Origin of the sequence: Nostoc sp. (assembly GCF_036917575.1) — a bacterium.
GTDB lineage: Bacteria > Cyanobacteriota > Cyanobacteriia > Cyanobacteriales > Nostocaceae > Nostoc.
The window spans coordinates 155,832-182,636 of record NZ_JBALDC010000072.1 but is presented as its reverse complement, the minus strand read 5'-3'; the positions used below and the strand labels follow the sequence as shown (position 1 = coordinate 182,636).

General features: G+C 39.5%; 23 protein-coding genes and 1 pseudogene. 12 read left to right on the top strand and 12 right to left on the bottom strand.

What is annotated here, in order from left to right; all coding sequences use genetic code 11:
• Nucleotides 1-32: 32 nt before the first annotated feature.
• Nucleotides 33-815 (top strand): exodeoxyribonuclease III, encoded by a 783-nt coding sequence (gene xth / locus V7K79_RS21785; RefSeq protein ID WP_335050306.1) that lies wholly within the window; start codon nucleotides 33-35, stop codon nucleotides 813-815.
• Nucleotides 790-984, top strand: coding sequence for a hypothetical protein (locus tag V7K79_RS21780; protein WP_335050304.1), 195 nt, complete (start codon nucleotides 790-792; stop codon nucleotides 982-984). Before xth ends, V7K79_RS21780 begins: the two co-directional genes overlap by 26 nt.
• A 4-nt stretch (nucleotides 985-988) precedes the next feature.
• Here the strand turns inward: V7K79_RS21780 and V7K79_RS21775 are convergent, their stop codons facing one another.
• The 4 genes from V7K79_RS21775 to V7K79_RS21760 form a co-directional block, all read right to left on the bottom strand.
• Entirely contained in the window at nucleotides 989-2,077 is a 1,089-nt protein-coding gene (locus V7K79_RS21775; RefSeq protein WP_335050303.1) for a T3SS effector HopA1 family protein, read from the bottom strand.
• A gap of 111 nt (nucleotides 2,078-2,188) precedes the next feature.
• Complete coding sequence (locus V7K79_RS21770; protein ID WP_335050301.1) at nucleotides 2,189-3,430, bottom strand: phosphotransferase family protein; 1,242 nt, start codon at nucleotides 3,428-3,430, stop codon at nucleotides 2,189-2,191.
• Between the two features lie 255 nt (nucleotides 3,431-3,685).
• Entirely contained in the window at nucleotides 3,686-3,883 is a 198-nt protein-coding gene (locus tag V7K79_RS21765; protein ID WP_335050299.1) for a hypothetical protein, read from the bottom strand.
• 646 nt (nucleotides 3,884-4,529) lie between these two features.
• Nucleotides 4,530-4,850 (bottom strand): TMEM14 family protein, encoded by a 321-nt coding sequence (locus V7K79_RS21760; RefSeq protein ID WP_335050297.1) that lies wholly within the window; start codon nucleotides 4,848-4,850, stop codon nucleotides 4,530-4,532.
• Nucleotides 4,851-4,937: 87 nt separating this feature from the next.
• Here V7K79_RS21760 and V7K79_RS21755 point away from each other — a divergent pair, with 87 nt between their 5' ends.
• The 5 genes from V7K79_RS21755 (at nucleotide 4,938) to V7K79_RS21735 (ending at nucleotide 9,830) form a co-directional block, all read left to right on the top strand.
• The gene (locus tag V7K79_RS21755) at nucleotides 4,938-6,287 is read left to right on the top strand and encodes an ATP-binding protein (protein ID WP_335050295.1); all 1,350 of its coding nucleotides are present in this window, start codon (nucleotides 4,938-4,940) and stop codon (nucleotides 6,285-6,287) included.
• 62 nt (nucleotides 6,288-6,349) lie between these two features.
• Nucleotides 6,350-7,687, top strand: a complete 1,338-nt coding sequence (locus tag V7K79_RS21750; protein ID WP_335050293.1) for a tellurite resistance TerB C-terminal domain-containing protein — start codon at nucleotides 6,350-6,352, stop codon at nucleotides 7,685-7,687.
• A gap of 93 nt (nucleotides 7,688-7,780) precedes the next feature.
• Entirely contained in the window at nucleotides 7,781-9,109 is a 1,329-nt protein-coding gene (locus V7K79_RS21745; RefSeq protein WP_335050291.1) for an ATP-binding protein, read from the top strand.
• A 45-nt stretch (nucleotides 9,110-9,154) separates the two neighbouring features.
• Nucleotides 9,155-9,451, top strand: coding sequence for a type II toxin-antitoxin system RelE/ParE family toxin (locus V7K79_RS21740; protein WP_335050289.1), 297 nt, complete (start codon nucleotides 9,155-9,157; stop codon nucleotides 9,449-9,451).
• Nucleotides 9,452-9,536: 85 nt separating this feature from the next.
• Nucleotides 9,537-9,830, top strand: a complete 294-nt coding sequence (locus V7K79_RS21735; RefSeq protein ID WP_335050287.1) for a helix-turn-helix domain-containing protein — start codon at nucleotides 9,537-9,539, stop codon at nucleotides 9,828-9,830.
• A gap of 464 nt (nucleotides 9,831-10,294) precedes the next feature.
• Here the strand turns inward: V7K79_RS21735 and V7K79_RS21730 are convergent.
• The 7 genes and pseudogenes from V7K79_RS21730 to V7K79_RS21700 all read right to left on the bottom strand — a co-directional run.
• Nucleotides 10,295-10,525 (bottom strand): annotated as a pseudogene (locus tag V7K79_RS21730) (Uma2 family endonuclease); the annotation flags it as partial.
• Nucleotides 10,455-10,805, bottom strand: a complete 351-nt coding sequence (gene cdiI, locus V7K79_RS21725) for a ribonuclease toxin immunity protein CdiI (protein ID WP_335050285.1) — start codon at nucleotides 10,803-10,805, stop codon at nucleotides 10,455-10,457. The gene cdiI and the pseudogene V7K79_RS21730, both read right to left, overlap by 71 nt.
• Nucleotides 10,806-10,833: 28 nt before the next feature.
• On the bottom strand, nucleotides 10,834-12,033 hold the full coding sequence (locus V7K79_RS21720) for an AGE family epimerase/isomerase (RefSeq protein WP_335050283.1): 1,200 nt from the start codon (nucleotides 12,031-12,033) through the stop codon (nucleotides 10,834-10,836).
• 464 nt (nucleotides 12,034-12,497) lie between these two features.
• Nucleotides 12,498-13,292, bottom strand: a complete 795-nt coding sequence (locus V7K79_RS21715) for a Tab2/Atab2 family RNA-binding protein (protein WP_335050281.1) — start codon at nucleotides 13,290-13,292, stop codon at nucleotides 12,498-12,500.
• 329 nt (nucleotides 13,293-13,621) lie between these two features.
• Nucleotides 13,622-13,891 carry a YciI family protein gene (locus V7K79_RS21710; protein ID WP_289799149.1) on the bottom strand — a complete coding sequence of 90 codons (270 nt, stop codon included), beginning with the start codon at nucleotides 13,889-13,891 and terminating at the stop codon, nucleotides 13,622-13,624.
• A gap of 91 nt (nucleotides 13,892-13,982) precedes the next feature.
• Nucleotides 13,983-16,433, bottom strand: a complete 2,451-nt coding sequence (gene pheT, locus V7K79_RS21705) for a phenylalanine--tRNA ligase subunit beta (protein ID WP_335050280.1) — start codon at nucleotides 16,431-16,433, stop codon at nucleotides 13,983-13,985.
• Nucleotides 16,434-16,716: 283 nt separating this feature from the next.
• The gene (locus V7K79_RS21700; protein WP_335050279.1) at nucleotides 16,717-17,214 is read right to left on the bottom strand and encodes a hypothetical protein; all 498 of its coding nucleotides are present in this window, start codon (nucleotides 17,212-17,214) and stop codon (nucleotides 16,717-16,719) included.
• Between the two features lie 1,002 nt (nucleotides 17,215-18,216).
• On the opposite strand from V7K79_RS21700, the gene V7K79_RS21695 reads away from it, so the two are divergent.
• A complete protein-coding gene (locus V7K79_RS21695; protein WP_335050277.1) occupies nucleotides 18,217-19,434 on the top strand; it encodes a hypothetical protein in 1,218 nt (405 codons plus the stop codon).
• A gap of 318 nt (nucleotides 19,435-19,752) precedes the next feature.
• Here V7K79_RS21695 and V7K79_RS21690 read toward each other — a convergent pair whose 3' ends face one another.
• Nucleotides 19,753-21,159 (bottom strand): response regulator, encoded by a 1,407-nt coding sequence (locus V7K79_RS21690; protein WP_335050275.1) that lies wholly within the window; start codon nucleotides 21,157-21,159, stop codon nucleotides 19,753-19,755.
• 754 nt (nucleotides 21,160-21,913) lie between these two features.
• On the opposite strand from V7K79_RS21690, the gene V7K79_RS21685 reads away from it, so the two are divergent.
• From V7K79_RS21685 to rfbF, 4 genes are all read left to right on the top strand, one after another.
• Nucleotides 21,914-22,588 (top strand): vWA domain-containing protein, encoded by a 675-nt coding sequence (locus V7K79_RS21685; RefSeq protein WP_335050273.1) that lies wholly within the window; start codon nucleotides 21,914-21,916, stop codon nucleotides 22,586-22,588.
• A gap of 51 nt (nucleotides 22,589-22,639) precedes the next feature.
• A complete protein-coding gene (locus V7K79_RS21680) occupies nucleotides 22,640-23,419 on the top strand; it encodes a PP2C family serine/threonine-protein phosphatase (RefSeq protein WP_335050272.1) in 780 nt (259 codons plus the stop codon).
• A gap of 61 nt (nucleotides 23,420-23,480) precedes the next feature.
• Nucleotides 23,481-25,649, top strand: a complete 2,169-nt coding sequence (locus V7K79_RS21675; RefSeq protein ID WP_335050270.1) for a tetratricopeptide repeat protein — start codon at nucleotides 23,481-23,483, stop codon at nucleotides 25,647-25,649.
• A 307-nt stretch (nucleotides 25,650-25,956) separates the two neighbouring features.
• Nucleotides 25,957-26,742 carry a glucose-1-phosphate cytidylyltransferase gene (gene rfbF, locus V7K79_RS21670; protein WP_335050268.1) on the top strand — a complete coding sequence of 262 codons (786 nt, stop codon included), beginning with the start codon at nucleotides 25,957-25,959 and terminating at the stop codon, nucleotides 26,740-26,742.
• Nucleotides 26,743-26,805 lie beyond the last annotated feature (63 nt).

The following is a 26,805-nucleotide window of genomic DNA, read 5'->3' as shown; positions in this document are numbered from 1 at the left end:
TAGTAATTTACAAAAATCCTGATAATTAAGTAATGAAAATCGCCACTTGGAACGTCAACTCAATTCGCACTCGCCTTGAACAGGTTATCGATTGGTTAACCCTAAATCCCGTTGATGTTCTCTGCTTGCAAGAAACCAAAGTTGTGGATGCTGAATTTCCGCGATCGCCTTTTGAGCAATTAGGCTATAACCTTTATATGTCAGGACAAAAATCTTATAACGGCGTAGCCTTGATTAGCCGCCAGCCACTCCTCAATGTCAGTAGCGGGTTTAGGGCGATTTTGCCAGATTTACATCACGAATGGGACGAGCAAAAGCGCGTGATTACAGGTGTAATTGATGGTGTTCAGATTGTAAACTTATATGTTCCTAATGGTGCAGCGGTAGGAACTGAGAAATACGAATACAAACTGCGCTGGTTGACAGCGCTACACGAGTACTTGCGATTGCTCGTGCTGTCACAACCCGCAATTTGTGTGTGCGGCGACTTCAATATTGCCCCAGAAGATAAGGATATTCACGAGCAAGTGAGTACAGAAAATCACATTATGGCAACAGAAACAGAGCGCCAAGCCTTACGGGAGATTCTAAAACTGGGATTTGACGATGCTTTTCGCAAATTCACCACAGAAGGTGGAAATTATAGCTGGTGGGATTATCGCGCCGCCGCCTTCCGTCGTAACTTAGGTTGGCGAATTGACCATCACTATCTCACACCCATCCTGTATGAGCGTGCGATAAGTTGCATCATTGATGTTGCACCCAGAAAGTTAACTCAACCTAGCGACCATGTGCCAGTTCTTGTGGAATTTTGAATGGGGATTGGGGATTGGGGATTGGGGATTGGGGATTGGGGATTGGGGATTGGGGATTGGGGATTGGGGATTGGGAAAAACTTGCTGCAACTTCTCCTATACTCCCTCATCCCTCATCTTCATGCCCCATGCTCCCATACCCCATGCCCAATGCTCCATGCCCAATTAATCAATCAATTTAACGGGTTATATATATCCTTAGAACTAGGATTGAGATAAGGACGCTGCAAATCTATTAGATGGCGTGCAAAGTGTTGGTCAATCGTCTTCATCCGTTCCTCCATTGCATTTTTACCTTTTTGCCAAGCTTCTAATAAAGCATTAGCGACGATTTGGCAACGGTTCATCCCAAAACTTTCTTGAGCCGCAAATTTTTGGGTTGGTTCTTCGGCTAAACCTAACCCTGGGGCTAAAAATTTGGTAAACAAAGGAATTTCGGGCTGGAAATGAAATTGATTTTCGATATAAACAGTCTGAAGGATTGTGCGGATTGCTGGATAGTCGGGGAGTTCAAAGTAGAGTAGCCCCGAATCATAGCGTCCGTATGCAGAGGGGTTGTAGAGAACCTGAAAGCTAAAGGGAATCGAGGCTGCATTTAGTTGCAGTGTCAAACTTTCCATGAGAGCGATCGCACCAGATGCCGTAAAGTTAAAGTAGATTCGCCCTCCTCCTAAATCTGCGTCTGGGTTACTCTGCCGTTCTTGTCCGACATTGCTAACTGCTAAGTAACAGCCGTTTTGCAGTCGATTTTTAGGCATCCAGATTGCTACCATATCACCCACTTTGGTAGATTTCTGACTGGATTCTAGATGGCAGTCTGGCTCAACATAAAGTGTTAAACCACCTTTAGTCACTGCCATAGTCCCATCAGGTTCTTTCCGCAACACCTGCCATTGAGAGTCAAAGTAACCTATGCCGTGATTACTAGCGTGCAGCTGTTCGTAAAAGTCCCAGTCAATCTCCAAAATAGAATTATCTGCTAAATTATGCTTTGGCAGTCGATTAGTACTATCAGTATTGATTGCCAAAGTAGTTTGCAGAGAGCCATTGTAATAGATTCCATAGAGAAAATTCCGCAGCAGGAGAGTAAGATACTTATGTTGTAAATCTACGGAATTTTGCTGAAATCTATTGGCTATTTTAGTCGGCAGAGTGAAGGGTTGATAATTAGGATGATAAATACAAAAATTGGACTCAATCTGGATATTCTGAGCAATATCAAACAAAGAATTAAGCGATTGATTGATAGAGGAATTTAGCATTAATCAATTCATAAATCAAACTTTAATAAAATAGAATTCAGGAGTCAGAATTCAGAATTCAGAATTTAAGTATGTGTGACTGGTTTAGTCGCGTGGTCTTATCCTTTAGTATTAACAACCACGTAGCCGAGTTTTTTCGTAATAAATCCGAAGTAACTGCTGTTCCTTTATAAGCTGAGGAAATTTATGAATCTTTGCCACAGGATTCAGGATTTCTGACTCTGATATCCCAAAAATGGTCAGTAGAGCTTGTTCTGGCATTACAAGTAAACTTTTAGCTACTTGCAGCATACAGAGTTCAGCATTATTAAAGTGTTTCCGGCACGTAATCATTTCCTGAATTTGATGAATTAGTGCCAGCCCTGCAAACTGGATAACCCGCGAAATAAAGTCAGTGCGGTATTCCAAAATCATCGGGAAAGCATTTATATAAGCCCTAATTAAGGCAATCATTGAAGGTTGTAAAATATCTAACGGTGTTAACGCCAAATGTAGAGATTCTTCTAACTCAATAGTGGGATCTACAACCAGACTTTTTAGCCAAATTCCTAAATAGCTTGCCAGTAAAGTTCCTAAATCAAAAGCTGGGTCTCCCCAAGAACAAGCTTCCCAGTCAATTAGTCGTACAAGACAATTGTCTAGTTGCTCCCACCTGGAATGAACCAAAATATTGTTCAATTTCAGGTCGTTGTGAGTTAAGCAGCAAGGATTCCAGCTATATGCCAAATCTGCGATCGCAGATGACAAACTCTCGTATTGTTGATAGAGAACATAGAATTTCAGTGCATCCGTGGGAACAGTCCCAAAAATCTCCGGCCCAATTGACCCTACCCCTTGGGCTGGATTGTAAAACCCATAGCGAAACTCTCCTTGGGGAGCAGTTGCCATAAAATCCCGATATTCTCGACGGTTGTAGGTGGCGCGATGCAGTCCCGCCAAAGTCGTGCCGATGGCAGAGGCAATTTCTTGTGGAAAAATCTCATTGTTGTGGTAAAATTTTGCAATATCTAGATATTCACTCAAGTAGCTACGGACGAGAATCGAATTTTCTTCGTCAAAATGCACTAGCAAGGGTGCGATTGCCGAAGTATTACCTAGAACTGGAAACTGTTGTAGCAACTGGTGAAACAGCCACTCCTGAAACAATTCGTGAGGCACGCCGTCATTGTTATTAACGTTACGTTCTTGTTTCAAGAGCAGTTGGCGATTATCTGGTAAAGTAACTAGCAAATTGAAATTGTTCTGACTACTTCCTGGCAACTCAGATTTGTCTGATGAGCCATCTTCTGAGCTACACAAACCTGCGTCTTGCAGATACTGGATAACGTTATGAGAAGACAGTGATAATACCATGTATTATTTCCTACTTCATTAAATTACTTAAACTTATCGTCTCAAATTTGCTTGGTCTTAAGAGTTTTCAGTAGATAGGAACTAATGCAAGAAGAGAAATGTGAATAACAATAAAGATTTCTACAATCTACTAATATCCCATATTTGGGAGAAAAACCTGCCAAAATGGCACCAAGTCCTTTGTAATTCCTTTAAAATTTGCTCCGAGATACCTTGACATCTTTACACTTTATCAGCATAGTTACTTAGATACATCTACAGTAAGTTTTGTTGTAGAGTCTTTTTATGTGGCTTCATCTTCTTTTTTTGTAGCAAAGAAGCATCCCCGGCAAAAAACTGATTGGCAGCAGATGTTGTTTGATGTTCAGTAGTCATCCTCAAAGCAGCGAAGAATTTCAGTAATCCTTCGCGGTACGAAGCACGAGATTCAACACTATTACTTTTATTTATCATCACAAAGCCAAAAAAACCGGAGTTTTTCGGCAATCAATAATTATTTTTTGATTTAATTTTCAGAATTGATGTCTGTAAACCTTGTTATTACGTTATTTACGTCACATACAAATTGTAGATGACTATAGGCGATCGCAAACAAAGCCTACATGAGCGCACCTTATGAAACTGCACTTTTGTCAAAGTTGAAACAGAGCATTTTCAAGTATGATTTGTGATCATGTGTTAGCAATATCTAGTGACAAGCCACTGTTCTACGAGACGCTCCGCAAATACGTCTACCCATGACCGACAACCACACGACCAATTTGCGAAACAATATTTAGAAGAATTACTTTCCCCCTTTGGAAAACACTCTCTATGCGTCTGTGATTAAAAAGTAATTTATTTAACCGCAAATGCGCAGAGAACACAGATTAAAAAGGAATTCTTTGGCAAGAATTTTACTCACCTTGATAAAGATATTGTGCAGCCCTAACTGTTTACCTTATTTAAACAAAAATCGCCATAACTCATTGAGAAAGCAGGAAGTTATTAGGCAAGGGTAGCAAGTTAAAGTAATATAAATGTACTAACTTAATTCAAACCAGGGAAAGTCATGCCATATCAAAAAAACAGGAGGGTGGTTATTGCTTAGAAACTAATGCTACCTTAAAGCCACAATTTGATTCACCATTAACCCCAATGCCAGCAGACCCAAAATCGTCATCAATCCCGCAGGCATAAACTTGCGTGTTTTTACCAGTCTAACTGCAAAGACAACAACTAAAACAACAGTAACTAACAGTGCTAAAATCGTACCCCAAGTTTGTCCTTGGAGTTGAAAGTAAGCGGCAAGTATTAATAATAAACCGCTAATGCTACCACTTAGGAGTGAAACTCTACTTGTAGCCTGAATGTAGCCAATAATGCCACCAACAATCGCTAATATGCCGTAAGCAAAAGCAGCAATTATACTTAAATTCATTGTTAAAACCTATGTAGACTTTGACTTTACTGCCAGGGTCAGCAGACAATTTACCATAGCTATTTAGCTATACCACACAATTGATTAATGGATAATCAAGCGATGCCAATGGCAAATACTTCTTCATATACAAAGGTTCAATATCTCCAGCGCCAAGCAGCCTCACTTTTACTGTACCAATCTGTTCTGCAAGGTGAAGTGGGGATAGCATTTCTGGAACTGTTGCAAGCTATACGTTACGCCCAAGCCGATGCACAGAATTGTCTCCAAGCCTACGGTAGTTACTTTCATGCTTTGGCTGCTAGAAATCAAAACTGGGAAGACTATTTAATTACTCAAATTCTCTTCTTAGAGAATCCCTTTACAAAGCTGGCGGGAGTGCAAGAATTTGAAGATTTGCCCCCAGCTTTAGTAACAGCAGTTCAGCATGATTTACAAGCATTACAAAGTCTCTATGAGTGTAGCAGCGCTTCTTTGAGTGAGTGGGTACAAGATGTAGCTTATATGCCGATTTCACCAGTAGTGTGGTATAAAGGGCAAGAATTGGTAGGAGTAGAGACAAAATTTAATACATATCTACAAGAGTTAGATAATTGGGGTGATGCTGTAGAAGAGTTAGCAGCTTATTATCGGCAATGTGGTTCTGGTTTATTTGCAGAATATCGCGCCTTACGCTGGCAATCAGGGCAGTTTATCGGTATCAAGTATTCTGACCCGATTAAACTGAGTGCGCTTGTCGGTTATGAATCTCAAAAAGATGCCTTGCTGAAAAATACAGAGTTTTTATTATTAGGAGAAATGGCACTGCATGTATTACTTTACGGTAGTCGCGGTTCTGGTAAATCTTCTTTAGTAAAATCTTTGTTGAATGAATATAGCGATCGCAGCCTCCGCTTATTGGAAGTGGCAAAATCTGATTTAAAAGACTTACCAGAAATTGTGGAACATTTACGGGGTGTGTCACAAAAATTTATTATCTTTGTCGATGACCTTTCATTTGAAGAAGATGATGATGCCTTTAAAGCCTTGAAGGTAGTTTTAGAAGGTAATTTAACGGCACGCCCTCAAAATGTAGTGGTGTACGCTACGTCTAATCGCCGCCATCTGATTCGGGAGTTTTTTGTGGATAGACCTGCACCTAAAGATAACGAGGAAATCCATGCTTGGGATACGATGCAGGAGAAGCTTTCGTTTAGCGATCGCTTTGGTTTAACCTTGACTTTTGAACCAGCCAATCAGAAAACTTATTTAAAAATTGTACAACATTTAGTGACACAAGCTGAAATTAATATTACCCAAGAAGATTTGGAATTTCAGGCATTACAATGGGCAACTCGTCATAATGGTCGTTCTGGACGTACAGCACGGCAGTTTGTTGATTTTTTAAAAGCTGATTTAAGACTTTTGCATAAAAATAACAATACATCCAACACCTAGCATTAAATATTTGTCTATATCTTTTTTAATTACGAATTGCGAATTACGAATTAGAAATTACTATGATAGCTACTTATTCAGAGAATTTAACTACGCTCAAAACCAACAATATGCAATCAGTAACGATCAGCAATAGATTTATACTAGTGATAGTTGCCTTTAGTGTGAGTTTTGGTCTTAGTCTTGTTCCAAGTTGGGATTTTAATAAAGCCTTTCTCACAGGTGTAATTACTGCCGTTACTATCCATACAACAGCATTATTCATAGACAAGCGACGCAGAAATTATGAAATGTTTGTTTTAGGTTCTCTCCGCAAGAGAATTAAAGATATGGAGGGATTAAAGGCTCGTGTTGTTAGAGAAATCAATCAAATTGAAGAACATCGAAATTTATTATATATTGAATCACAACAGTTGCAAAATCAAGTTATAGAAAGCCGTAGCCAAAGAGATAGTATACATCGAGAATTAAGAACATTTGCAGGACAAAAGAAGCAATTAGAAACAGAAATTAATCATCTGCAAACTGAAATTAATAATTTGCAAAACAATCAAAATGAATTGAATAATACTTTTTCTATACTCGCAGCAGAAAAGCGCCGTTTAGAGTCAAATTGTAATGTATCTCGCGCTGAAATCACCCAATTGCAAAGTCAAATTTCTGAGTTACAACACGAAAAACAAGAAGTTGAAAGTAATTTAACTCTTTTAGGCAGACTCAAACCCCAATTAGAAGAAAAATTATACGAACTACGAATTACAATTCAAGAGCTAGAAGCTGAGACAACCCAAAACAATCAATTGCTTGTAGCAACCAAAACCGAAAGAGAAAATATCCAAGCTATCCTGAGTTCTTCAAAAACCCAACTAGCAGAACACAAAGCCGAATTACAACAATTACAAGCAGAAGTTTCATTATTGCAAGAAGAACGAGACTCATTACAAAATCAAGTATGGGAATTACTACAACAAGTAGAAACATTTAATTCAGAGCTTTTGTCTAATAATTCCCAAGAAGATGATACTGAGTTGTTTCCATTTTCTGAAATAATTGAATCTTCAAATATAATTGAAAGTTCGGAAGTTGAAACATCGGAAAATATCTCTGAAGAATGGAATAATTTTTTCAGAAATATGCCAGGATATGAGTTACAAGTATTAAAAGCTATACTTGAACAAGATAATCCTAATAGTGCTATTAAAAAAATTGCCGAAGCAAATATCACTATGCCAAATTTATTAATCGATTCTATAAATGAACGCGCAAATGATACTATTGGAGAGTTAATAATCAATTTTGATTTGGAAAGTCCAAAAGTTTATCAGGAGCATATAACAGATGTCAAAAAAATGATTGCAATGTATGAAGGTCTCATAGCTAAACATGCTTCGTCAAATTAAATTGTTATTGTCCTCGTAAGATTTAGTAGTAAAATAATATCCTTTACCTACTTACTGCGTGCTTCTGCGTTTAGAATATAGTGAATGTAATACATGGGAAAGCTCAAAATCTCAAAGAAAATCTCCACTGCTTTAATCAATTCCCTTGGAGCGGGGGTAGTACCAAGAGTAGGAGTTGAATATATAGCAGTAGGGCGAGAAAAAGAACTCAAAAGCCTATTACAAAATCTTGATGATATTGCAGAAGGTGTCGCAGCATTTCGCTTCATAGTTGGTAATTACGGTTCTGGGAAAAGTTTTTTACTGCAACTAATTCGCAACCAGGCTATGGAGCAAGGTTTTGTAGTAGCTGATGCTGATTTATCTTCTGAACGTCGATTAGCTGGAAGCAACAATGAAGGTGTAGCCACTTATCGAGAATTAATGAGCCACCTAGCTACAAAAACTCGTCCTGATGGTGGTGCTTTAGTCTCTATTTTAGAAGGATGGATTAATAAAATTCAACAAGAAGTGGTTAAAGAAACTGAAATGCGTCCGAATGACGATGGTTTTGATGACCAAGTTGAATCGAAAATTAGAGAAGTAGTTCAGTCTATTGAAGATTTAGTTCACGGTTTTGATTTTGGTAGCATAATTATCGCTTATTGGCGTGGCTACCGATTGGATGATGATAATTTAAAAAATGCGGCGATGCGCTGGTTGCGGGGAGAATTTACTACTAAAGTTGAGGCAAAAGCAGCTTTAGGAGTGCGCATTATTATTGATGATGATAGTTGGTATGACTATATAAAACTGTTTGCGAAGTTTGTGGCTGAGATTGGCTATAAAGGACTGCTAATTTTATTTGATGAAGCCGTACATTTATATCAAATATCTACCACCGTTACACGAGAAAAGAATTACAATCGACTTTTAGCAATGTTTAACGACACCATGCAGTGCAAAGCAGAACATCTTGGCATTGTTGTTGGTGGAACAACTAAGTTTTTAGAAGACCCCAAACGGGGACTTTTTGCAGACCAAGCTTGGCAAAGACGCACAAAAGAAAGTCGTTTTATTGCACAAGCTAATGTTCAGGAGTATTTGGGGCCAGTAATTCGGTTAAATCCGTTGAGTGAAGGAGAAATCTTGACACTTTTGCAACGTTTAGCTGAGATTCATGCAGTCAATTTTGGCTATGAACAGACTTTGACAAATCGTGAGTTGAAGGAGTTTGTGCAAGAAATTATTAATCGCCTGGGTGCAGAAGCATTACTTACACCAGGCGAAATTGTGCGAGATTTTATGAGTGTGCTGAATATTCTTCACCAAAATCCAGGAATTGGGCTTGCTGAATTAATTCATGGCTCTAAATTTAAACCGACTGCTGTAGGTAAAGATGCAGATGTGGATGAGGATGGTGCAGCAGAATTTAGTTTGTAATAATATCATTAACTAAATATGCCAAACACTAGCATATTATAAAAGATGAGTCCTTTCTTAAAGCTATTAGAGTGGGTTGGAAGCTCGCTGGATGATTTGAGAGAGTTTCCAGAAGAAGTTCAACAAGTAATGGGTTATGCTTTGTACTTGCCTCAGTGTGGTGAGAAGCATGATTCGGCAAAACCCCTCAAAGGATTTAAGGGTGCTGGAGTGTTGGAAGTTGTAGAAGACTTTGATGGCGACACTTACAGGGCTGTTTATACAGTCAAACTGGAAGAGGTTATTTATGTTTTACATACTTTTCAGAAGAAATATAAACACGGTATTGCTACACCAAAATAAGATATCAAATTAATTGAAGCAAGGCTGAAGCGGGCAAAAGAGCATTACGCACAAAACTATAGTGCGAAACAAAAGGAAGAGAAAAATGACTGAAGAAATCAGTGTACAAACAAGTAGCGGGAATGTGTTTGCAGATTTAGGTCTAGCGAACCCTGATGAACTACTTGTGAAAGCAGAACTTGCACGTCAAATTACCGAAATCATCGCTAAACAGGATATGAATCAAGCTGATGTAGCCGAACTATTGAAAATAGAGCAGCCCAAAATTTTTGCTTTAATAAGGGGAAAACTAAGCTGTTCCACAAATAACCTTGCATATATTGGGCGGGCGAGACGCCCACCTCACAAGAAATGTACAATTTCAGATTATGTAAACTAGATGTGGTTTAGCTTATCAGGTTTTTCAACAGAACAACTGTTACGGTTTTTAAATGCTTTAGGTTGTGATGTGGAAATCGTGGTGAAGTTGAAACCGAACTCCCAAATACAGGCTCAAACTAAAGTTTGTAGTTATGTATTAGAAAACTAAGAAATGCTTGCTTACTGCATAGACAGGAGAGATTTTATTTCACTTATCTGCTTATCAATTACACTAAAATGATTATCAAGCATTTTTAGCATTCTTAATAGCTTGTCCGAACCCATATAATTCGGAAATAAATCCAAAATTAATATAATTAGTTCAAGATGGTGCATACTAACGCTATTCTTTTATATAATTTCATATAATATCAAATAAATAAAGCCTGACTCATCAGTATTTAAACGTATCTTGAATCAACTGATTAATTTAATAAATTTGACAGAATACAATACTTAATTTACCCGATCGCACTACCAAAATCATTCGCTAGTACTTTCTAAAAACAACCGATTCAAGTCTAATAATGCATCATCAAATCCAGGAATCACTACTGACTGATTCGATAAATAAATCTGCTTGCTGAGATAGCTAAACTTATTTTGAGCATTTTGATATGGCTGGCTGTAGCGCTCAAGTTGACTATCTGGTAAATTCACAATCCAGTAATGAGAAATTCCGGCTTCTGCATACAAAGACAGCTTGGTTGTTTGAGTACCTTTCAGCCGCTATTTTGAGATATTTTTTGAATATCTCTTGAGAAACTATTATTTCATCTTTATCCAGAAAGCAAAAGCGAACTCCTTCAAACATATCATCCTCATCTTCGCAAGGAAATTCACACATGGCATATTCACTACCATAACCAGTACCTTCAAGAAGATAATTTAATGCATCAGGGAAAGAGATACCCGCTATTGCATTAAAGTATGACTTGACTATCCAAAGTGGATCGGTTGTATAGTCTACACCGTCAAATAATTCTTTGAGCATAAAAAATAAGATGCATTTTCCCTGAAGATTAAACTGACTGCGTTGTTTCCCCCCGCAGGTATCGCAATGCCTCAAATTGTTGCCAACAAAGGTACAATGCACGCGGGACGTGAAAACATCCTTTCCATTTGCCACCTTTGAGGTTCAATAAGACTTCTCCACGTCGATTCAGATAGCCAAACCATTCACCGTATTCTGAATCAGCAAAGTGTGACCAGGCGTAATTGTGCATTTTTTGATACCATTCCCAACACACCTCACGCCCAGTTAGGCGATAGCCCATCGCTAATGCAACCAATGACTCTAGGTGAACCCACCACAGCTTTTGATCCCATTCCAATTGTTGTGGGGGATGACCGTTTGCATCCATAAAGTAATATAATCCGCCGTACTCGCTATCCCAAGCAAAATTTAAGATGTTTAGCACCACATCAACGGCTTGGTTAATAGTTTTGATATCGTTTTGGCGACGCGCGATATCCATGATGAACCACATCGCTTCGATACCGTGACCTGGATTAATTAGCCGTCCCTCAAAACAATCTATGTGAGAACCGTCAGGGGCAACGTTTTCGTACATTAGTCCCCGTTTATGGTCGAGAAAATCGGTCATCACTTCCCGGACTGTCTCAGCTAGGACATTCTCTAGTGTTTCCTTTGGCAGCAGCCATTCCATTTCTAGAGTCAGATTGGCTAAAATCATCGGTACAGCTAATGATTTCATCGGGCGTGTGCCGGGATAGGTTTTATTATATTTGCCCTTCGGGTTATCTTTGCGGCGTAATACGTTGTTGTAAGCTTGCATCGCTACATCCTTTGCCCATTCTTCGCCGCCAGCGAGTGCATATTGACTAAATGCCATCGCCGCAAAGCAATCAGAAAAGATATTGTAAGGGTGAACCAATGGTTTCCCTTCACGGGTGAGGGCAAAGTACCAGTTACCATCACTATCTCTGCCATGTTGGGCGAGAAAATTAGCGCCATTACTAGCAATTTTTAACCAATTTTCGCGCTTTTCTAACTGGTTGTAAAGCATAGAAAAAGTCCACACCTGGCGGTTTTGCAGCCAGATGAATTTGTCTGTATCATAAATTTTGCCTTCGCGATCGAGGCAGGTGAAATAGCCGCCTTGCTGCCAATCGAGAGAATATTGTTCCCAAAATGGGAGTACGTCGTTGAGGAGGGCGTTTTTGTAAAGTTCAGCGCTCGCTTGAAAATTATACTCCATAAATTTCCTCCCCTTTTGTACTCAAACCAACAGCTTAACAGTTATCATATTTTGGCTCGAACATGGAGCATAGGCGTAGCCCGTCGTAGACATCGCGTCAGTCTTTTACAAGATTTAGCCACTAGCAGTTATACTTTTATCTCATATCTTGCGCCATTCTCAATAACCGTAGGAGAGCCAGTGAGGTTGTTATGAGTCAGATTGAACGAGTTGCGATCGCTGGAGGAAACCACGGTAATGAGTTAACAGGAGTACCTTCGGTTACTTTTATGGAGAATTAATAGTAAGATGCCATATTTTTATTCTCTAACACCTTTAAACCAAATTTGCTAAACTTATACACCTGGCCTATAAAGGCAAATTAGAGTAAAGCAAAGACACATATTCCCTTGTAGTTAGACATCGCTTTAGTCGATTTCTTTAGCTATAAAAATTAAGCAGATAAATATTTTTAGCAATTAATATCAATTTTCTGCCTGCAATAACCAAAAGCCGCTATAAGTCATACCAGAATCATCGGGTTGAATTAACAAAAAATGCAATCCTCGGCTTTGCTGCTTGCGTTGTTCAAATGCTTGGGCTGCTGTTGTAACTTCTGGATCTTCAAATGTGGCAACAATCCACCTATCGACCAAGCTAGCTTCTAATATTAAGCCATCCGGTGCGCCAGAAATGTAGTTCAAGCCTACGGGACGGGCTTGCTGTAACCACCTAGCTAGGCGCATTGATTGCCGTCCACCATAAATTACTACACCAGGGACGGGCACTGTTGAAGCTAAACCTAAATTGATGGGTTTACGATGTTCTGGGATGTGCAAAATGGGAATGGGGCGATCGCTAAATCTCGTTTCTACATCACTAGCAGCTAAAGTCGCAAAACGCCATTGTTCTCCCCAGAGGTTTTCTGGTAATGGTGCTGGGGGTGGTTTATCCAGCGTTAAGGGATATTGCTTTTCTTGTAACCACTGCTTTAACGCCAAGGTGTGACGGGTAGGTTCGACATTAATACTTAAATTGCGTCCAGCCGCCTCAATTAAGCTTAGAGACTGCGGACGAAACACCTGAATTATATCTGGCAATTTTTCACCAGCAGCTAGTTCAAGTTGAGTCGCAACCCAGTTAGAATTTGCTGTTGACTGGAGACAGGTGGCTTCATACTCAAAGCTGCGAGTTGCGTCACAAATCAACAACTCCCATAAAATTTGTCCAGACGCATCTTGTAAAGGACGACGATAAAAATCAACCTGCCAAATTTTCATAGGTGGGGAGTGGGGGTAGAAGACGCAGGGGAGGCAGGGGGAGCAGAGAAACGGAGTTTAAAGACTCGTCAGCGAGTATCAAAGACTCATTCACGAGTATAAAAGACTCGTCAGCGAGTATCAAAGACTCATTCACGAGTATAAAAGACTCATTCACAAGTATAAAAGACTCATTCACAAGTATAAAAGACTCGTCAGCAAGTATCAAAGACTCATTCACGAGTATAAAAGACTCGTCAGCGAGTATCAAAGACTCATTCACGAGTATAAAAGACTCGTCAGCGAGTTATTAAAGACTCATCCCCTATTCCCCATGCCCAATGCCCAATTTATAAAGCCTGAATCCATTCTTTAACAGAATATTCAGTCCAAATGCCATTTTTCCAGTAAGGATCGTTTTCAATTAACTGGCGTACAGTGGCTTCGTCTTCGGCTTCGTAAATGCCAAAAACTTTTGTAACATCCTTGGTGGGGCCAATGGTAATCAGCACACCGGATTCTTTCTGTTTTGCTAATCCGTCTAAATGAGCTTGACGATAGGGGGCGCGTTTTTCGATAACGTCTTCGCAGTAAGTTCCCCAGAGTACATATTTAGGCATAGCTAAGACTATTTTGGATTTTAGATTTTGCAGTCAGTGTATCGGGGAGTGAGGAATTATTAATTTCTCATTCCTAGCAAATGACAAATGACTAACTTCTCAAGTTGACACCGAATTTTTCCACCAAAGCTTCGCGGACTTTATTGTGTACTGGTTCGACTTCAGCCTCAGTAAGGGTACGATCGCTAGCCCGATAAATCAAGCGGAATGCTAAACTCCGCTGTCCTTGGGGGACGTTTTCACCACGATATTCATCAAATAATTCCACCGATTCGAGCAAATCTTTACCAGCTTTGGTAATTACTCTTTCAATTTCGACAACTGAAATTTTCACGGGTGCGAAAAAGGCAATATCGCGATCGCTAGCTGGATATGTAGAATAAGGCCCGAATCTGGAGACGAGAGTTTCATCTTCTCCCAGCGAATCTAAAAGCACATTTAGATCCAACTGAAAGACATAAACGGAATCTGGTAAACCTTTTTCTCGTCGCAATTGGGGATGGAGTTGCCCAAAAATCCCCAGTCTGTTACCCCGAATCCACAGGGTAGCGGTGCGTCCTGGATGTAAGCGATCGTCGCGGCGATCGGGTTGAAATTCGATTTGCAAGCTAAGTTGCCGAAATACACTTTCTAAAATGCCTTTGGCTTCAAACCAGGTAATCGGTTCTTCGCGTCCACTTTTTGACCATTTGCCAACGGAAATATCCCCTCCCATAATTCCTGCCAAGGTTTCTGTTTCTTGCAAACCGTCTTCTTCTTGCCAGAAAATTTGTCCAATTTCAAAACCGTTGAGGGAACCATTACCCTGTTCTAAATTGTATTGAAAAGCATCAATTAACCCAGAAATCAAATCGGTTCGCAGTGCTGAATATTCGACAAATAAGGGATTGGACAGTACTATATTTCTGTCTTCTCCTGGTTTGACTAAAGAATAGTGAATTAATTCTGTCAATCCTTCAGCCCGGAGGAAAGCTCGTAATTTGCGAATCACTTCCTCATCTAAAGGCAGATAACCAGCTTCCGCTTTTTCTGGTAATGTATCGCAGAATTTGTTGTAACCATAGAGACGGGCGATTTCTTCAATTAAATCAATTTCTCGCTCTAAGTCGCGGTAACGATAGGGTGGTACGGAAACAGACCACGTAGGTTGATGGCTGCTATCTTCTCCTGAAAAAGTCAACTGACACCCCAATGCAGTCAGGATGCGCTCAACATCTAGTTTTTGCAGTTCGCCTGTATCTTCTCCTAAATCGATGGGCCCCAATATCTGATTAACTCGGTCTAAACGCAGGGCGATAGAACGACTCCAAGTAGATCGATCGGGGCGGGTGTCGGCAGTTTCTTGCTGAACTATAATTCCACTCGCTAATTCGCTAATTAAGGATAAGGCGCGGCGATTGGCTATTTCCAACTCAGCTCGATTAACTCCCCGTTCGTATCTGCCAGAAGCCTCACTTCTTAATCCAACACTCCGGGAAGAACGGCGAATTGCTACGGAATCAAATAAAGCTGCTTCTAAAACAAGGCTTTGAGTACCTTGATGGACTTCTGTTTCTTCCCCACCCATGACTCCCGCCAAGGCAACAGGTTTGTCGTTAGCGGTGATTAATAAATTTTGGGATGCTAGGGTGCGAGTTTGTCCATCCAGAGTTTTGAGGGATTCTCCATTATTGACGAAGCGAACGCCGATAGTTAAATTTTCGCTACCTGCAACAGATTTTAAGCGATCGCCATCAAAAGCGTGCAGTGGTTGTCCCCATTCCAACAAAACATAATTAGTAATATCCACCACATTACTAATGGGACGTACCCCAGCCGCCCGTAAACGCTGTTGCAACCATTCAGGAGATGGAGCAATTTTGATCTGTTCAATTACCGTACCAATGTATGCAGGACAAGCTTGGGTATCAGCAATTTTTAAAGCTAAATTTCCGGCATTTTTGGAAATAGAGACTTCACCAGGTTCAAGAATGCTCAACTTTCCACCAGTTAAAGCTGCTACTTCTCTGGCTACACCTACCATACTTAAAGCATCAGCGCGATTGGCAGTTGCAGTCAGGTCTAAAATTACATCATCTAAACCTAACAACGGCCGGACATCACTACCCAATGGTAAATTTTCCTGGGTAAAAATATGAATTCCATCTATATCGGTGGGTAAACCGAGTTCCTTTAAAGAACAAATCATGCCCTGAGATGGGACGCCACGCAGTTTTGCAGGTTTGATTTTTAAATCAATTTTGGGTAAGTAAGTACCCGTAGTTGCCACTGGGACATAGATATCTGCCTTCACATTGGCAGCGCCACAGACAATATTTAAAGTTTCGCCTTTACCGATATCCACTTGGCAAACACTCAATTTATCGGCGTTGGGATGGGGTTGACGCTCAAGCACTTTGCCGATAACCACGCCATTTGCCCAAGTGCGGCGGTCTTCAATCTCTTCAACCTCAAACCCTGCCATTGTCAGGGTTTCGGCTAATTCTTCTGGACTAAGTTTTATCTCTACTAGTTCGCGCAGCCAATTTAGAGAAATACGCATGGAGTGTGCTTGTTTTAGGAATCGTCTTTTGCTCTTATTTTAGGGTGCAAGAAGCGATCGATGGCTACTCGCCCTGCAAGGCTTACCCTTTCACTTGAACAATCCTACTACGTTAGACTAGCAATGTAAAAATAAGTAAATACTGAGAATGTATCTACGCAGGGAAGTCAGACATTATTTTTATTTGGTTGATTTTGACGTTAAACTACATACCCCCAAATTTCTCATTTGTGAAAAATCCGGGGGTTTTGTTTTAGAAAAAAACGTGTCAAAGGTTAGTTATTTAGTTTCTATTAACAACAATTTTAACAATGTAGTCTTGGAGTGCGATCGTCTTTTTGCTATTTGGGTACGGAGAAACCTCTATCAATCTCACCGAATACTTATTTAAAAATTGAATTGGTAAAGGCTCGTCACCTGGTATCAGGGTTAGCGTTAATGTTGAAACTTGCTTACCATTTTTTATGATGTCTAATCCAATAATAACTTCCCCTTGCCAAATACAAGTTACATCAGAAGGACACCGAGAATCATCGATAACTTTTGAAAATTTGATTTCAATATTTTCAGTGGGGAGGTAAGCTGTCCTTCCATATCTAAGATAAAATGGAGTATTTAAAGTAGTTCCAACTCTAGCCATCAATTGCTGATGATTACCTTGAGCAATTGATTTAACTTCTATGCTTGAAGGTTTGATATTTGATAATATTCCATAGCTAGGAAGACAATTTACTCCACTAAGAAATGTTAAGATAACTGCTGCGCTCACTACACTTTTCATTTTTCTACTCCATAGTCAAAAATTTTTATTATTAATTGAGCTAGAAAGCAGGCTGATAAATAGTTCTGTTTTCTGCTAGAGTGAACCTTCAAAACACAAAACGCAATTAGCTAACACGATGTGCATAGGCGCAGATCGTTGTAGACATCGCTTCTTGCGTAACCATTACGATTGAGGTATCTGATAAAACCAGCAATCTAAATACACAAGCTTTTTGCTGATTTCAATAACTTCAATACTACAGCGTTTTTCAAAGAATTCATTGCTTAATTTATCTTGAAAATTCACTCTAGTTTTACTTTCTAGCATTATTACTCCATAGTTGAGCAATTATTACATTATGTAAAAGGGACATTATTTTTTCTCTGTTCTCAACAAGCCCAGTTTTTTGCGATGAGCAATGACCACGATTTCACAAGGCGTAGCCCATCGTAAACATAACTTTGAGACTTGGAAAATAAATCAAATGAGAAATACTGATTTTTTTGTTGGTTCTTAACATTGGTTGCGATCAAGAGTAATTTAGATGCGTTTGCTCTGGCGATCGCAGAACTTGAATCTTTAAAACTCGATAAAACCTCACAAGTAATATTTTATAACTCAATAGACTACAAAAATCACACTTCACTCTTTTTTGTAGTGTAATTAGATTACATTGTAATGTATAACTTCAAAGAGGTAAATTTGCCCTCTTTATGCCGAAAAATCACTAGATAAACTGCCTCTATAGCTTTCACCATAACGATTGTCGGACATTTTTCTGAAATCTAACTCAACAAGATCGAAAGAATAGACAATCCAATCTAAAAAATCGGCAATACAATCGAAATTTTGTTCATTTTAAATATAAATTTGATTTTGTACACTTTTACTAAATGTGGTGATTGCTGTTTTTATTAGTATTTTTCATTGAAAATACAAGTAAAAAAATGCTTTCATTCATGCCGTTGATCTTCCTCTTGATAGAGGTATTTCAGTTTGAGTAATAGGAATTTAATTCTAATGGCAACTTCTGGCAATAGCAATCAAACTGTTGGCTCACAAAGTACTAGCAACAATTTAACTGGTAATGGCAATTTTTCTTTCAGTGATGGCAAATGGCAGTCTACCGATGGCAGCAGTCTAGATAGTGGCAGTGGCTTTGGTGGCGCTGCTAGTGGTAGTAATACTTTCGCTTCCTTCATCGGTGGTGGTAATTCATCCACAACCAGTGAAGATGGAAAGTACAAATATAATTATGAGCGACCACTTGACGAGCGGGCTTTAACTGATACCAATAATCCGTTCAATCAACTCATCGGAGTCCTTGGCGGTGATATTAGTGCGTTAGGTGATGGTGGAAGCAACCCCTTTGGTGGTGCTAACGCATCTGGTGGTGGTGCATCTGGTGCTAACCCATCTGGTGGCGGTAGCAACCTCCCTGGTAACTTACCATTTGGCAGCACTCCGCCTTCTAAGGAAAGTGGTAGCAACCCCTTAAGTAGTGCTAACGCATCTGGTAGTGGTGCATCTGGTGTTAACCCATCTGGTGGCGGTAGCAACCTCCCTGGTAACTTACCATTTGGCAGCACTCCGCCTTCTAAGGAAAGTGGAAGCAACCTACCTGAAACTGGCAACGGTCAACCTGTACCTTATAAGAGCGACAACTGGATATCTGATATTAAAAAATTAGATGGTGCAGATGCGGTCGGTAACAGTGGCCAAGGTAACGGTAACTGGCTATATGGTAGTAACAACACAACCGACGGTAATGGTAACTGGAATTTTGGTAGCGGTAACACAACCAACGGTAACGGTAACTGGAACTACGGTGATGGCGGCAAAACCGAAGGTAATGGCAACTGGGGCTTTGGTAACGAGAGCACAACCAACGGTAACGGTAACTGGAACTTAGGCAATAACAACGACATCCTTGGTAATGCTAATACACTACCTGGTAGTAAAAACGATATCCTTGGTAGTGGCAACACTGCCAATGTAACTAACAGCAATCTCCTGGGAAACCGGATTGAAGCTAGTGGCGATGACAAAACACTCGTTGGTAATGAAGGCTGGAATTTCCCTGTTAGTGGCGAACTGATATCGCTAGGTAGTACTAAGCCTAGCCAAAATATAGGAACTGATGTCAGCAGTTTACTCAGCAGTTCTGACCTTGTAACATCTGCCATATCAAATCCAGGCTACAACAACCCAAATTATGATTTCTCTACCATAGCCTAAAAGTTTATAGCAGACAGGAGCCAGTTTTGCATTTGTAAACCTGTCTATTATGGCAATAGCCCTTTTTGCCAACTTGAACTGATTATATTTTGAATACAATACTTCTGGGTTAAGCTTTGCAGTTGACATTGCTCTCATCGATCTGTGCAAGAATCAACCTTCTAGTACTTGAAGAATTTCAATCTGTTAAGACTTACACAAACTCTACGATTCTTGGTAGTTCGATACATTAAGCTTTTTAGCACTTTTTGCGTAAGTCCTATCTGTAATTAACCCAGAAGTATTACTCTTTGAAATGTATTGGGTAAGGTGGTTAATTTAAGTCAAATGCATAAAGACTATTTTTAGTAATTCGGCGCGAGTAAACGGTTTAGTCAGATAGCCAGATGCCCCAACTAATTTAGCTTTTACTTTGTCTACAATTCCTTTATTTCCAGTGACAAAAATAATAGGAGTGTTTTGAAATAGTGAATTGTTTCGTATAATCCGGCACAACTCATAGCCATCGATTCCTAGCATGTTTAAATCCAACAAAATTAAATCCGGTTTGTGCCTTATAATTGACAAAACTGCTTTCACTGGATCGTTAATTGTCACTACAGAAAAATTTTCATTTTCTAAGAAATAACTAATTTCTTTAAGAATTGTGGGACTGTCATCTACAGAAACAATTTTGTGAACTTTTTGTACCGTTACAGTAGCAGCCGTTACTCTTTGGGAAGTAGAATTTATGTTATTTGATATTGTTGGTTCCTGAAAGTTTTCTTTTAAAGGAGTAGAAATCTGTGGTAATCGCTGAACAGGAACTATTTTCTCTTCATGAATATTTTGGTAAGAATTGACAGTGGTATTTAGTTCTTCTTTGGTATCAACTAACCCTGAAATCAATTTTGAGAAAAGCGTAGGCGTAGACCGTCCTAGACATCGCTCCTCAAAAATCTTTGGTAATTTATCAAATGGTGGATCGGGTTCATGGAGAATAATCGCACCCTTAAGGATATAGGGATATAAATTTCGAGCTAGTTGAATTTCATCTTGATTCCAAATTACAGCCAAATGACACAAGCTAAAACCCTTCATCCAGTTAATTAAATCTGGCTGTATATTTGGTAAATCTTGGTCATCAAACTTACTGTTAATCAACAGATATGGACGTTGATATGGAGAAGAAATTTTAGGTACAAAAGCCTGCCAATTCTGTAATTTTATTTGGCAATATTCTATAATTTTTTCCACACCTAGCCTGCAAATTTTTGGCATTCTCTCAAGTGATTCTGTTAATTCATAAGTACCTTCCTTAATGAGCAAAAATGATTCAATTACCTCTTTAACTAATTCTTGAACGAGCACTGCTGCTTGTGTAAAATGTAGATATTGTTGACTAACAAGCCAGGATATAGCCTGATACTCAGGAGGGTGGCTTCTCGAATTACTGTCATCTTTAATTAACTGACTGTGTGAGTCAGGTTCAAACATCAGCCGTACTTGAACGCGAACCTCATTAGTAAGGAGTGGAATTTGCTGGCTAAGGCGTCGCAAATGTCGTTCGAGTCGATCAAAGGGTTCTACGGAATGGGTAGCGTAAGTTATTTTGCCCTGTTCTAAGTAAATTGACCAAGAAACTGAGTTACTTAATACTTTTAAAAAAGTACTGTCGGAACAATTGGATAATTGTCTTAACAAACTTAGAGGACGTAGTTTGGTAAATGTAGCTGAGTTATTCATATTTTTCAAGTTTTTTGCGGAATTAACAACCGAACATTTGTAGATTGAAAATATGAGCTATAAAATATTTTTTCTTTCTAATATTTTTCTACTCACAAATTATTTGTTTGAAAATATGTACATATATTAAAAATTGTAAGTTTCATCAGATGTTTGTTACATTTTGCACATTTTACTTAATCTATCTTTAAAAACAAGTAGGTATAAATAAAGGTAAACATCTATCATAGCTAGATTATCAGTCGATGTTGTTTAATTCTGGATTTTACTAACTACTAACAACTCTTGAGTGAAGACCTCAATAATGACGTTTATTTATACCCACTTACTTTTGAGGCAAATTTGATTCCAAGTTCGCGCAGTTACACTGGTATAATTATAGAGTTAACAAGCTTAATTATGGTTAATTACTCTTCCTTAAAAAACCGATTCTTCTACATAAAATCTTTAAAAATTTATCTAGGAAAGTTTACGTATTTATTGTACTGTAGGTTTAATGGATATAAGTTTTTGGTAGATACATTACAACAGGTAATGCTGGGTTTTGATAAACTCTTTTTTGCTAAACTAAGCTGTGCTCAAGTTCATCTTAAATATATAGAGTATATAGAGAACTTCATGAAAATAATTTGTTTAATAAAGATTAGAGCATCTACCAGTAGATACTATATTCTGTAGTCGCCTTGGCGATTAAAATTATATAATTTGAGCAAAGGAAAATAAAGCTTTGGACTTTAACATAACACAAAAAGTTATGCATGATACATTAAGACTTGATGAAGTAGTAGAATTTGCTGAGAATCCAGAACCACGTTGTCCTTGTGTACTTTTATTAGATACATCTGGGTCAATGCAAGGAGAGCCGATTGAGGCTTTAAATCAGGGTTTATTAAGCTTAAAAGATGAATTGGTTAAAAATTCCTTAGCCGCCAGACGGGTGGAAGTGGCGATCGTCACTTTTGATAGTAATATCAATGTAGTACAAGACTTTGTAACTGCCGATCAATTTAATCCGCCTATTTTGACAGCGCAGGGCTTGACTACAATGGGTGCGGGAATTCATAAAGCTTTGGACATAATTCAAGAACGGAAATCTCAGTATCGTGCCAACGGGATTGCTTACTATCGTCCTTGGGTATTTATGATTACTGATGGAGAACCCCAAGGTGAGTTAGAGCAAGTGGTAGATCAAGCATCCCAACGCCTACAGGGAGACGAGGCGAACAAGCGGGTAGCATTCTTTACAGTTGGAGTAGAAAATGCGAATATGACGCGTTTAAATCAAATAACTGTACGTACTCCGTTAAAGCTTAAAGGATTAAATTTTATCGAAATGTTTGTCTGGCTGTCAACTAGTATGTCAGCCGTTTCTCACTCACAAATAGACGAACAGGTAGCACTACCGCCGATTGGTTGGGGGACTGTTTAATTAAAAATTGCAGCTTGATGTTTACACAGCTAGCTGCTAGAAAAAAAATTTATGAACATATCAAAACAGATTGCTCAATGGCGGATTGTGGCTGCGTCTGTATGTGGTACAAGTCACTTAAAAAACAATCAATTATGTCAGGATGCTCATCACTGGCAGATATTGTCAGATAATGTTTTAGTGGCAGCCGCAGCAGATGGCGCGGGGTCTGCTAGCCTTGGAAAAGTGGGAGCGATGGTTGCTGTGGAGACAGCAATAGAAAACATTTCTACCAAAGGGCTGACCCGAAAAAGTTTGACTGATGATACATTGGTGCGATCGCTCTTAAATGATGCCATATTCGCCGCCAAAAAAGCTGTGGAAGATGAGGCGGCTACTTGTGACAAACAGCCTCAAGATTTAGCAACTACCTTAATTATGCTGGTTGCCACACCAGAAGTTGTAGCTGTAGTTCAGATAGGTGATGGTTTAGCAGTAGCAAAAGATTATATGGGCAACCTGTTGGCACTGACTATGCCTGACAGCGGTGAATACATTAACGAAACCACTTTTTTAACTTCGCCTAATGCCTTAGATACAGCACAAATGAGATTATGGCGCACAGACATAGTAAACGTTGGTATTATCACTGACGGATTACAAATGCTGGCTTTGAATATGGTTGTTGGCGAACCTCACAAACCATTCTTTTTTCCGCTGTTTGAATTTGTCGCCAATACTGAGGATAAGACAGAAGCAAAGGAGCAATTAGTAAAATTTTTACGCTCAGAGCGGATTACGCAACGCACTGATGATGATTTAACACTCATTATAGCTGCATTCAACGACTAATGAGCAATAAATCTACAGGTTTCTACATCTTACAATAACTTCCGTTAGCGGTAATTTCATTATGCAGGTACTACGTTGTTCCCCCAGTAAACAAATCCTCAGTCTCAATGTCAGTTTGGGTCGTGGCGGTGAAGCTTGTGTTTATGCAGTGCCATCCGATAATGACTTGGTAGCAAAGATTTACCACAAGCCAACCACTGCCCATGCTGATAAACTCCAGGCGATGCTTGCTAACCCGCCAGAAAACCCGACGGCGAGTTTGGGGCATATCTCTATTGCTTGGCCAGAGGATTTATTACGGGCGGCAGATGGCAAAAATTGCATCCTGGGCTTTTTGATGCCACGTATTCAGGGGATGCGTCCAATCATCGACTTTTACAACCCCAGAACCCGTCGGCAACACTGCCCTTTATTCAACTATCAGTACCTGCTTCGCACAGCTCGTAACCTGGCAGCGGCTTTTGCCGCTTTGCACACTAGTGGATATTGCATTGGTGATGTGAACGAGTCTAATATCCTTGTCAGTGATACAGCACTGGTGACTTTGATAGACACAGACTCTTTCCAAGTAACCGACCCCAACAACAATGTTGTTTATCGCTGTCCAGTAGGTAAACCAGAGTTTACTCCACCAGAATTACAGAATAAAACTTTTGCCCAGCACGATCGCCAAATTTCTCATGATTTATTTGGGTTAGCGGTGCTAGTATTTCAACTCTTAATGGAAGGCACGCACCCATTTTCGGGAATTTTTCAAGGTGCGATTGAGCCACCACCTTATGAAGCACGCATTGCATCGGGTCATTTCACTTACAGCCAAAAGCGTTATGTACCCTACCTGCCGACACCCATTGCACCCCCTTGGGAAATTCTTCATCCCAGCTTACAAGAACTATTTGTCCGTTGTTTTGAAGAGGGTCACAATAATCCCCAACTGCGTCCCAGTGCCCAGACTTGGCTCTCAGCAATCGCTGAAGCCGAAGATTCCCTGATTACCTGCACGACAAATCCTCAGCATCGCTACAACAACCACATGCGTAGCTGTCCGTGGTGCGAACGTACCGTGCGATTAGGCGGACGCGACCCCTTTCCATCACATCGGGCTATAGAAGCTAGAGAACATCTCCAACCGCGAATCAAAGCGAGAAAGCGCTACACTCAGACACCGCATTTTCCTCAAAGAGCCATGTCATCGCAGCAGCTAGCTAATTACTGGCAGCCAATAATGACTCCTAGCGGTTCATATAAACCTTCCAAAAAGTCAAAGTTATACCCGATTATTTGTTGTTTGCTAGGTTTTGGTTTATTGGGATATGCAGACGTAATGATTAAATTTACTCAGCCGTTAGTTTCCCAAAATGCTTACACCCAACAAACAATCAAATCTTCCCAGCCAAATAATAAACTTAGCTTCGCTGATTCTTATCAGCAAGGTTATGTTGCTTATAAAGAGCGAGACTACGAGAAAGCAATTGTCAACTTTAGCCAAGCAATTGAACAAGAACCGACACATGCTAGAGCGATTGTAAATCGTGGTAATGCCCGCTATAACCTCAAAGACTACGATGGAGCAGTTACAGATTATAGCCAAGCTCTGAAAATCAATCCTAATCAAATCAAAGCTTTGGTAAATCGGGGTAATGCCCGCTATATGCTCGCTGAATATAGCAACGATCCCGATCGAGAATATAATCAAGCGATCGCTGATTATAATCGAGCCATTGGTCTGGATAATAATGAAATTGAAGCTTATGTCAGACGGGGAATTGTCCGCGCTCAAATGGCTAAATATAGCGGTGAATCTCAACAAGCTTACAAAAAAGCGATCGCCGATTTTACTCAAGCAATAAAACGTAATGTTTCCAAAGCCGAAGCTTACTTTCAGCGGGGTGTTGTCTATTATCAAATTGCTCAATATAGCAGCAATTATCAGCAAGAATATAATCAAGCGATCGCTGACTTTAACCAAGCATTAGCCCTAAGCCCAAAACTAGCAAAAGCATATCTCAAACGAGGTATGGTTCGCTATGAGCTGGCACAATATGGCGGTAGTGAAGCTAATAAAAACCAGGCAAAAGCTGTCGAAGATATACAGGCATCTGCTAAAATATTTTTTGAGCAAAATGACATGGATAATTATCAGCAAGCACTTAGCAATATGTGCGTAGTTGTAGAAAACAAATGTGACCCTTTATTCCAAGGTTCAGGTAATCTGGAAAAAACTAACTAGAAATGAGTAAGCTTTGTTACTAGCATATTATTGGTTTTGATTGAAAAAATCAAGCCTGACTAGGGTTAGCGCCAGCTAATCCTAGTTATTTTATTGAGTAACTTATTTCTGTATTTATATATATTCATAGAGCTTTTATATAGAAAAGATTTTAATTTATCTTACCTTTATAATTTCATCGCAAATTACAGTTAGATTATTGACGGAGAAACAGAAATCAGAAATATATTTTTCTCCCTTTAAGTGCATCCTCTTCATCTCGAAAAAGTCAAATAATCATATCTCTACAAATCTTCGAGGTAATTGCATGAAAGCGGTGATTTTGGCTGGAGGTCTTGGTACACGCCTCAGTGAAGAAACCAGTATTAGACCCAAGCCGATGGTTGAGATTGGTGGTAAGCCAATTCTCTGGCACATAATGAAAACATACTCTGCCCACGGCATTAATGACTTCATCATTTGTTGTGGTTATAAAGGTTACATCATTAAAGAGTATTTTGCTAACTACTTCTTACACATGTCAGATGTTACCTTTGACATGCGCTTTAACCAGATGAACGTGCATTCTGGTTATGCAGAACCCTGGCGTGTCACCTTAGTAAATACGGGTGATAATACAATGACCGGCGGACGCTTAAAGCGAATCAGCGAACATCTTGGTAACGAGACTTTTTGCTTTACTTATGGTGATGGTGTCAGTAATATTAATATCACCGAACTAATTAAGTTTCACAAAGAACAAAATAGCTTAGGAACACTTACTGCTGTTCAACCAGCCGGACGTTTTGGTGCTATTTCTTTAGGATATGAGCAAACTAAAATCACCAGCTTTCGGGAAAAACCGGAAGGTGATGGAGCATGGATTAATGGTGGTTATTTTGTGTTAGAACCAGAAGTAATCAACTTAATTGCTGATGACTATACGGTATGGGAGCAAGAGCCATTAGAAAAGCTAGCTGATATGGAACAGCTATCTGCTTTTAAACATCATGGTTTTTGGCAACCGATGGATACTTTACGTGATAAAAACTATCTCGAAGGGCTGTGGAAAAACAATCAAGCTCCTTGGAAGATATGGCAAGAGAGAAGTTAGGAGTCAAATGACAAATGACAAATGACAAATAACTTTATGGATTTACTGTAATTTGAAGTACAA

Excerpts from the sequence above, each read along its gene's own strand:
- V7K79_RS21755 (WP_335050295.1), top strand. The coding sequence starts at position 4,938 with ATGGATAATCAAGCGATGCCAATGGCAAATACTTCTTCATATACAAAG.
- V7K79_RS21685 (WP_335050273.1), top strand. The coding sequence starts at position 21,914 with ATGCATGATACATTAAGACTTGATGAAGTAGTAGAATTTGCTGAGAAT.
- V7K79_RS21690 (WP_335050275.1), bottom strand. The coding sequence starts at position 21,159 with ATGAATAACTCAGCTACATTTACCAAACTACGTCCTCTAAGTTTGTTA.
- V7K79_RS21695 (WP_335050277.1), top strand. The coding sequence starts at position 18,217 with ATGGCAACTTCTGGCAATAGCAATCAAACTGTTGGCTCACAAAGTACT.
- V7K79_RS21715 (WP_335050281.1), bottom strand. The coding sequence starts at position 13,292 with ATGAAAATTTGGCAGGTTGATTTTTATCGTCGTCCTTTACAAGATGCG.
- V7K79_RS21745 (WP_335050291.1), top strand. The coding sequence starts at position 7,781 with ATGGGAAAGCTCAAAATCTCAAAGAAAATCTCCACTGCTTTAATCAAT.
- cdiI (WP_335050285.1), bottom strand. The coding sequence starts at position 10,805 with ATGCTCAAAGAATTATTTGACGGTGTAGACTATACAACCGATCCACTT.
- V7K79_RS21710 (WP_289799149.1), bottom strand. The coding sequence starts at position 13,891 with ATGCCTAAATATGTACTCTGGGGAACTTACTGCGAAGACGTTATCGAA.
- xth (WP_335050306.1), top strand. The coding sequence starts at position 33 with ATGAAAATCGCCACTTGGAACGTCAACTCAATTCGCACTCGCCTTGAA.
- pheT (WP_335050280.1), bottom strand. The coding sequence starts at position 16,433 with ATGCGTATTTCTCTAAATTGGCTGCGCGAACTAGTAGAGATAAAACTT.
- V7K79_RS21780 (WP_335050304.1), top strand. The coding sequence starts at position 790 with ATGTGCCAGTTCTTGTGGAATTTTGAATGGGGATTGGGGATTGGGGAT.
- V7K79_RS21680 (WP_335050272.1), top strand. The coding sequence starts at position 22,640 with ATGAACATATCAAAACAGATTGCTCAATGGCGGATTGTGGCTGCGTCT.
- V7K79_RS21720 (WP_335050283.1), bottom strand. The coding sequence starts at position 12,033 with ATGGAGTATAATTTTCAAGCGAGCGCTGAACTTTACAAAAACGCCCTC.
- V7K79_RS21735 (WP_335050287.1), top strand. The coding sequence starts at position 9,537 with ATGACTGAAGAAATCAGTGTACAAACAAGTAGCGGGAATGTGTTTGCA.
- rfbF (WP_335050268.1), top strand. The coding sequence starts at position 25,957 with ATGAAAGCGGTGATTTTGGCTGGAGGTCTTGGTACACGCCTCAGTGAA.
- V7K79_RS21700 (WP_335050279.1), bottom strand. The coding sequence starts at position 17,214 with ATGAAAAGTGTAGTGAGCGCAGCAGTTATCTTAACATTTCTTAGTGGA.
- V7K79_RS21740 (WP_335050289.1), top strand. The coding sequence starts at position 9,155 with ATGAGTCCTTTCTTAAAGCTATTAGAGTGGGTTGGAAGCTCGCTGGAT.
- V7K79_RS21770 (WP_335050301.1), bottom strand. The coding sequence starts at position 3,430 with ATGGTATTATCACTGTCTTCTCATAACGTTATCCAGTATCTGCAAGAC.
- V7K79_RS21675 (WP_335050270.1), top strand. The coding sequence starts at position 23,481 with ATGCAGGTACTACGTTGTTCCCCCAGTAAACAAATCCTCAGTCTCAAT.
- V7K79_RS21765 (WP_335050299.1), bottom strand. The coding sequence starts at position 3,883 with ATGATAAATAAAAGTAATAGTGTTGAATCTCGTGCTTCGTACCGCGAA.
- V7K79_RS21750 (WP_335050293.1), top strand. The coding sequence starts at position 6,350 with ATGATAGCTACTTATTCAGAGAATTTAACTACGCTCAAAACCAACAAT.
- V7K79_RS21775 (WP_335050303.1), bottom strand. The coding sequence starts at position 2,077 with ATGCTAAATTCCTCTATCAATCAATCGCTTAATTCTTTGTTTGATATT.
- V7K79_RS21760 (WP_335050297.1), bottom strand. The coding sequence starts at position 4,850 with ATGAATTTAAGTATAATTGCTGCTTTTGCTTACGGCATATTAGCGATT.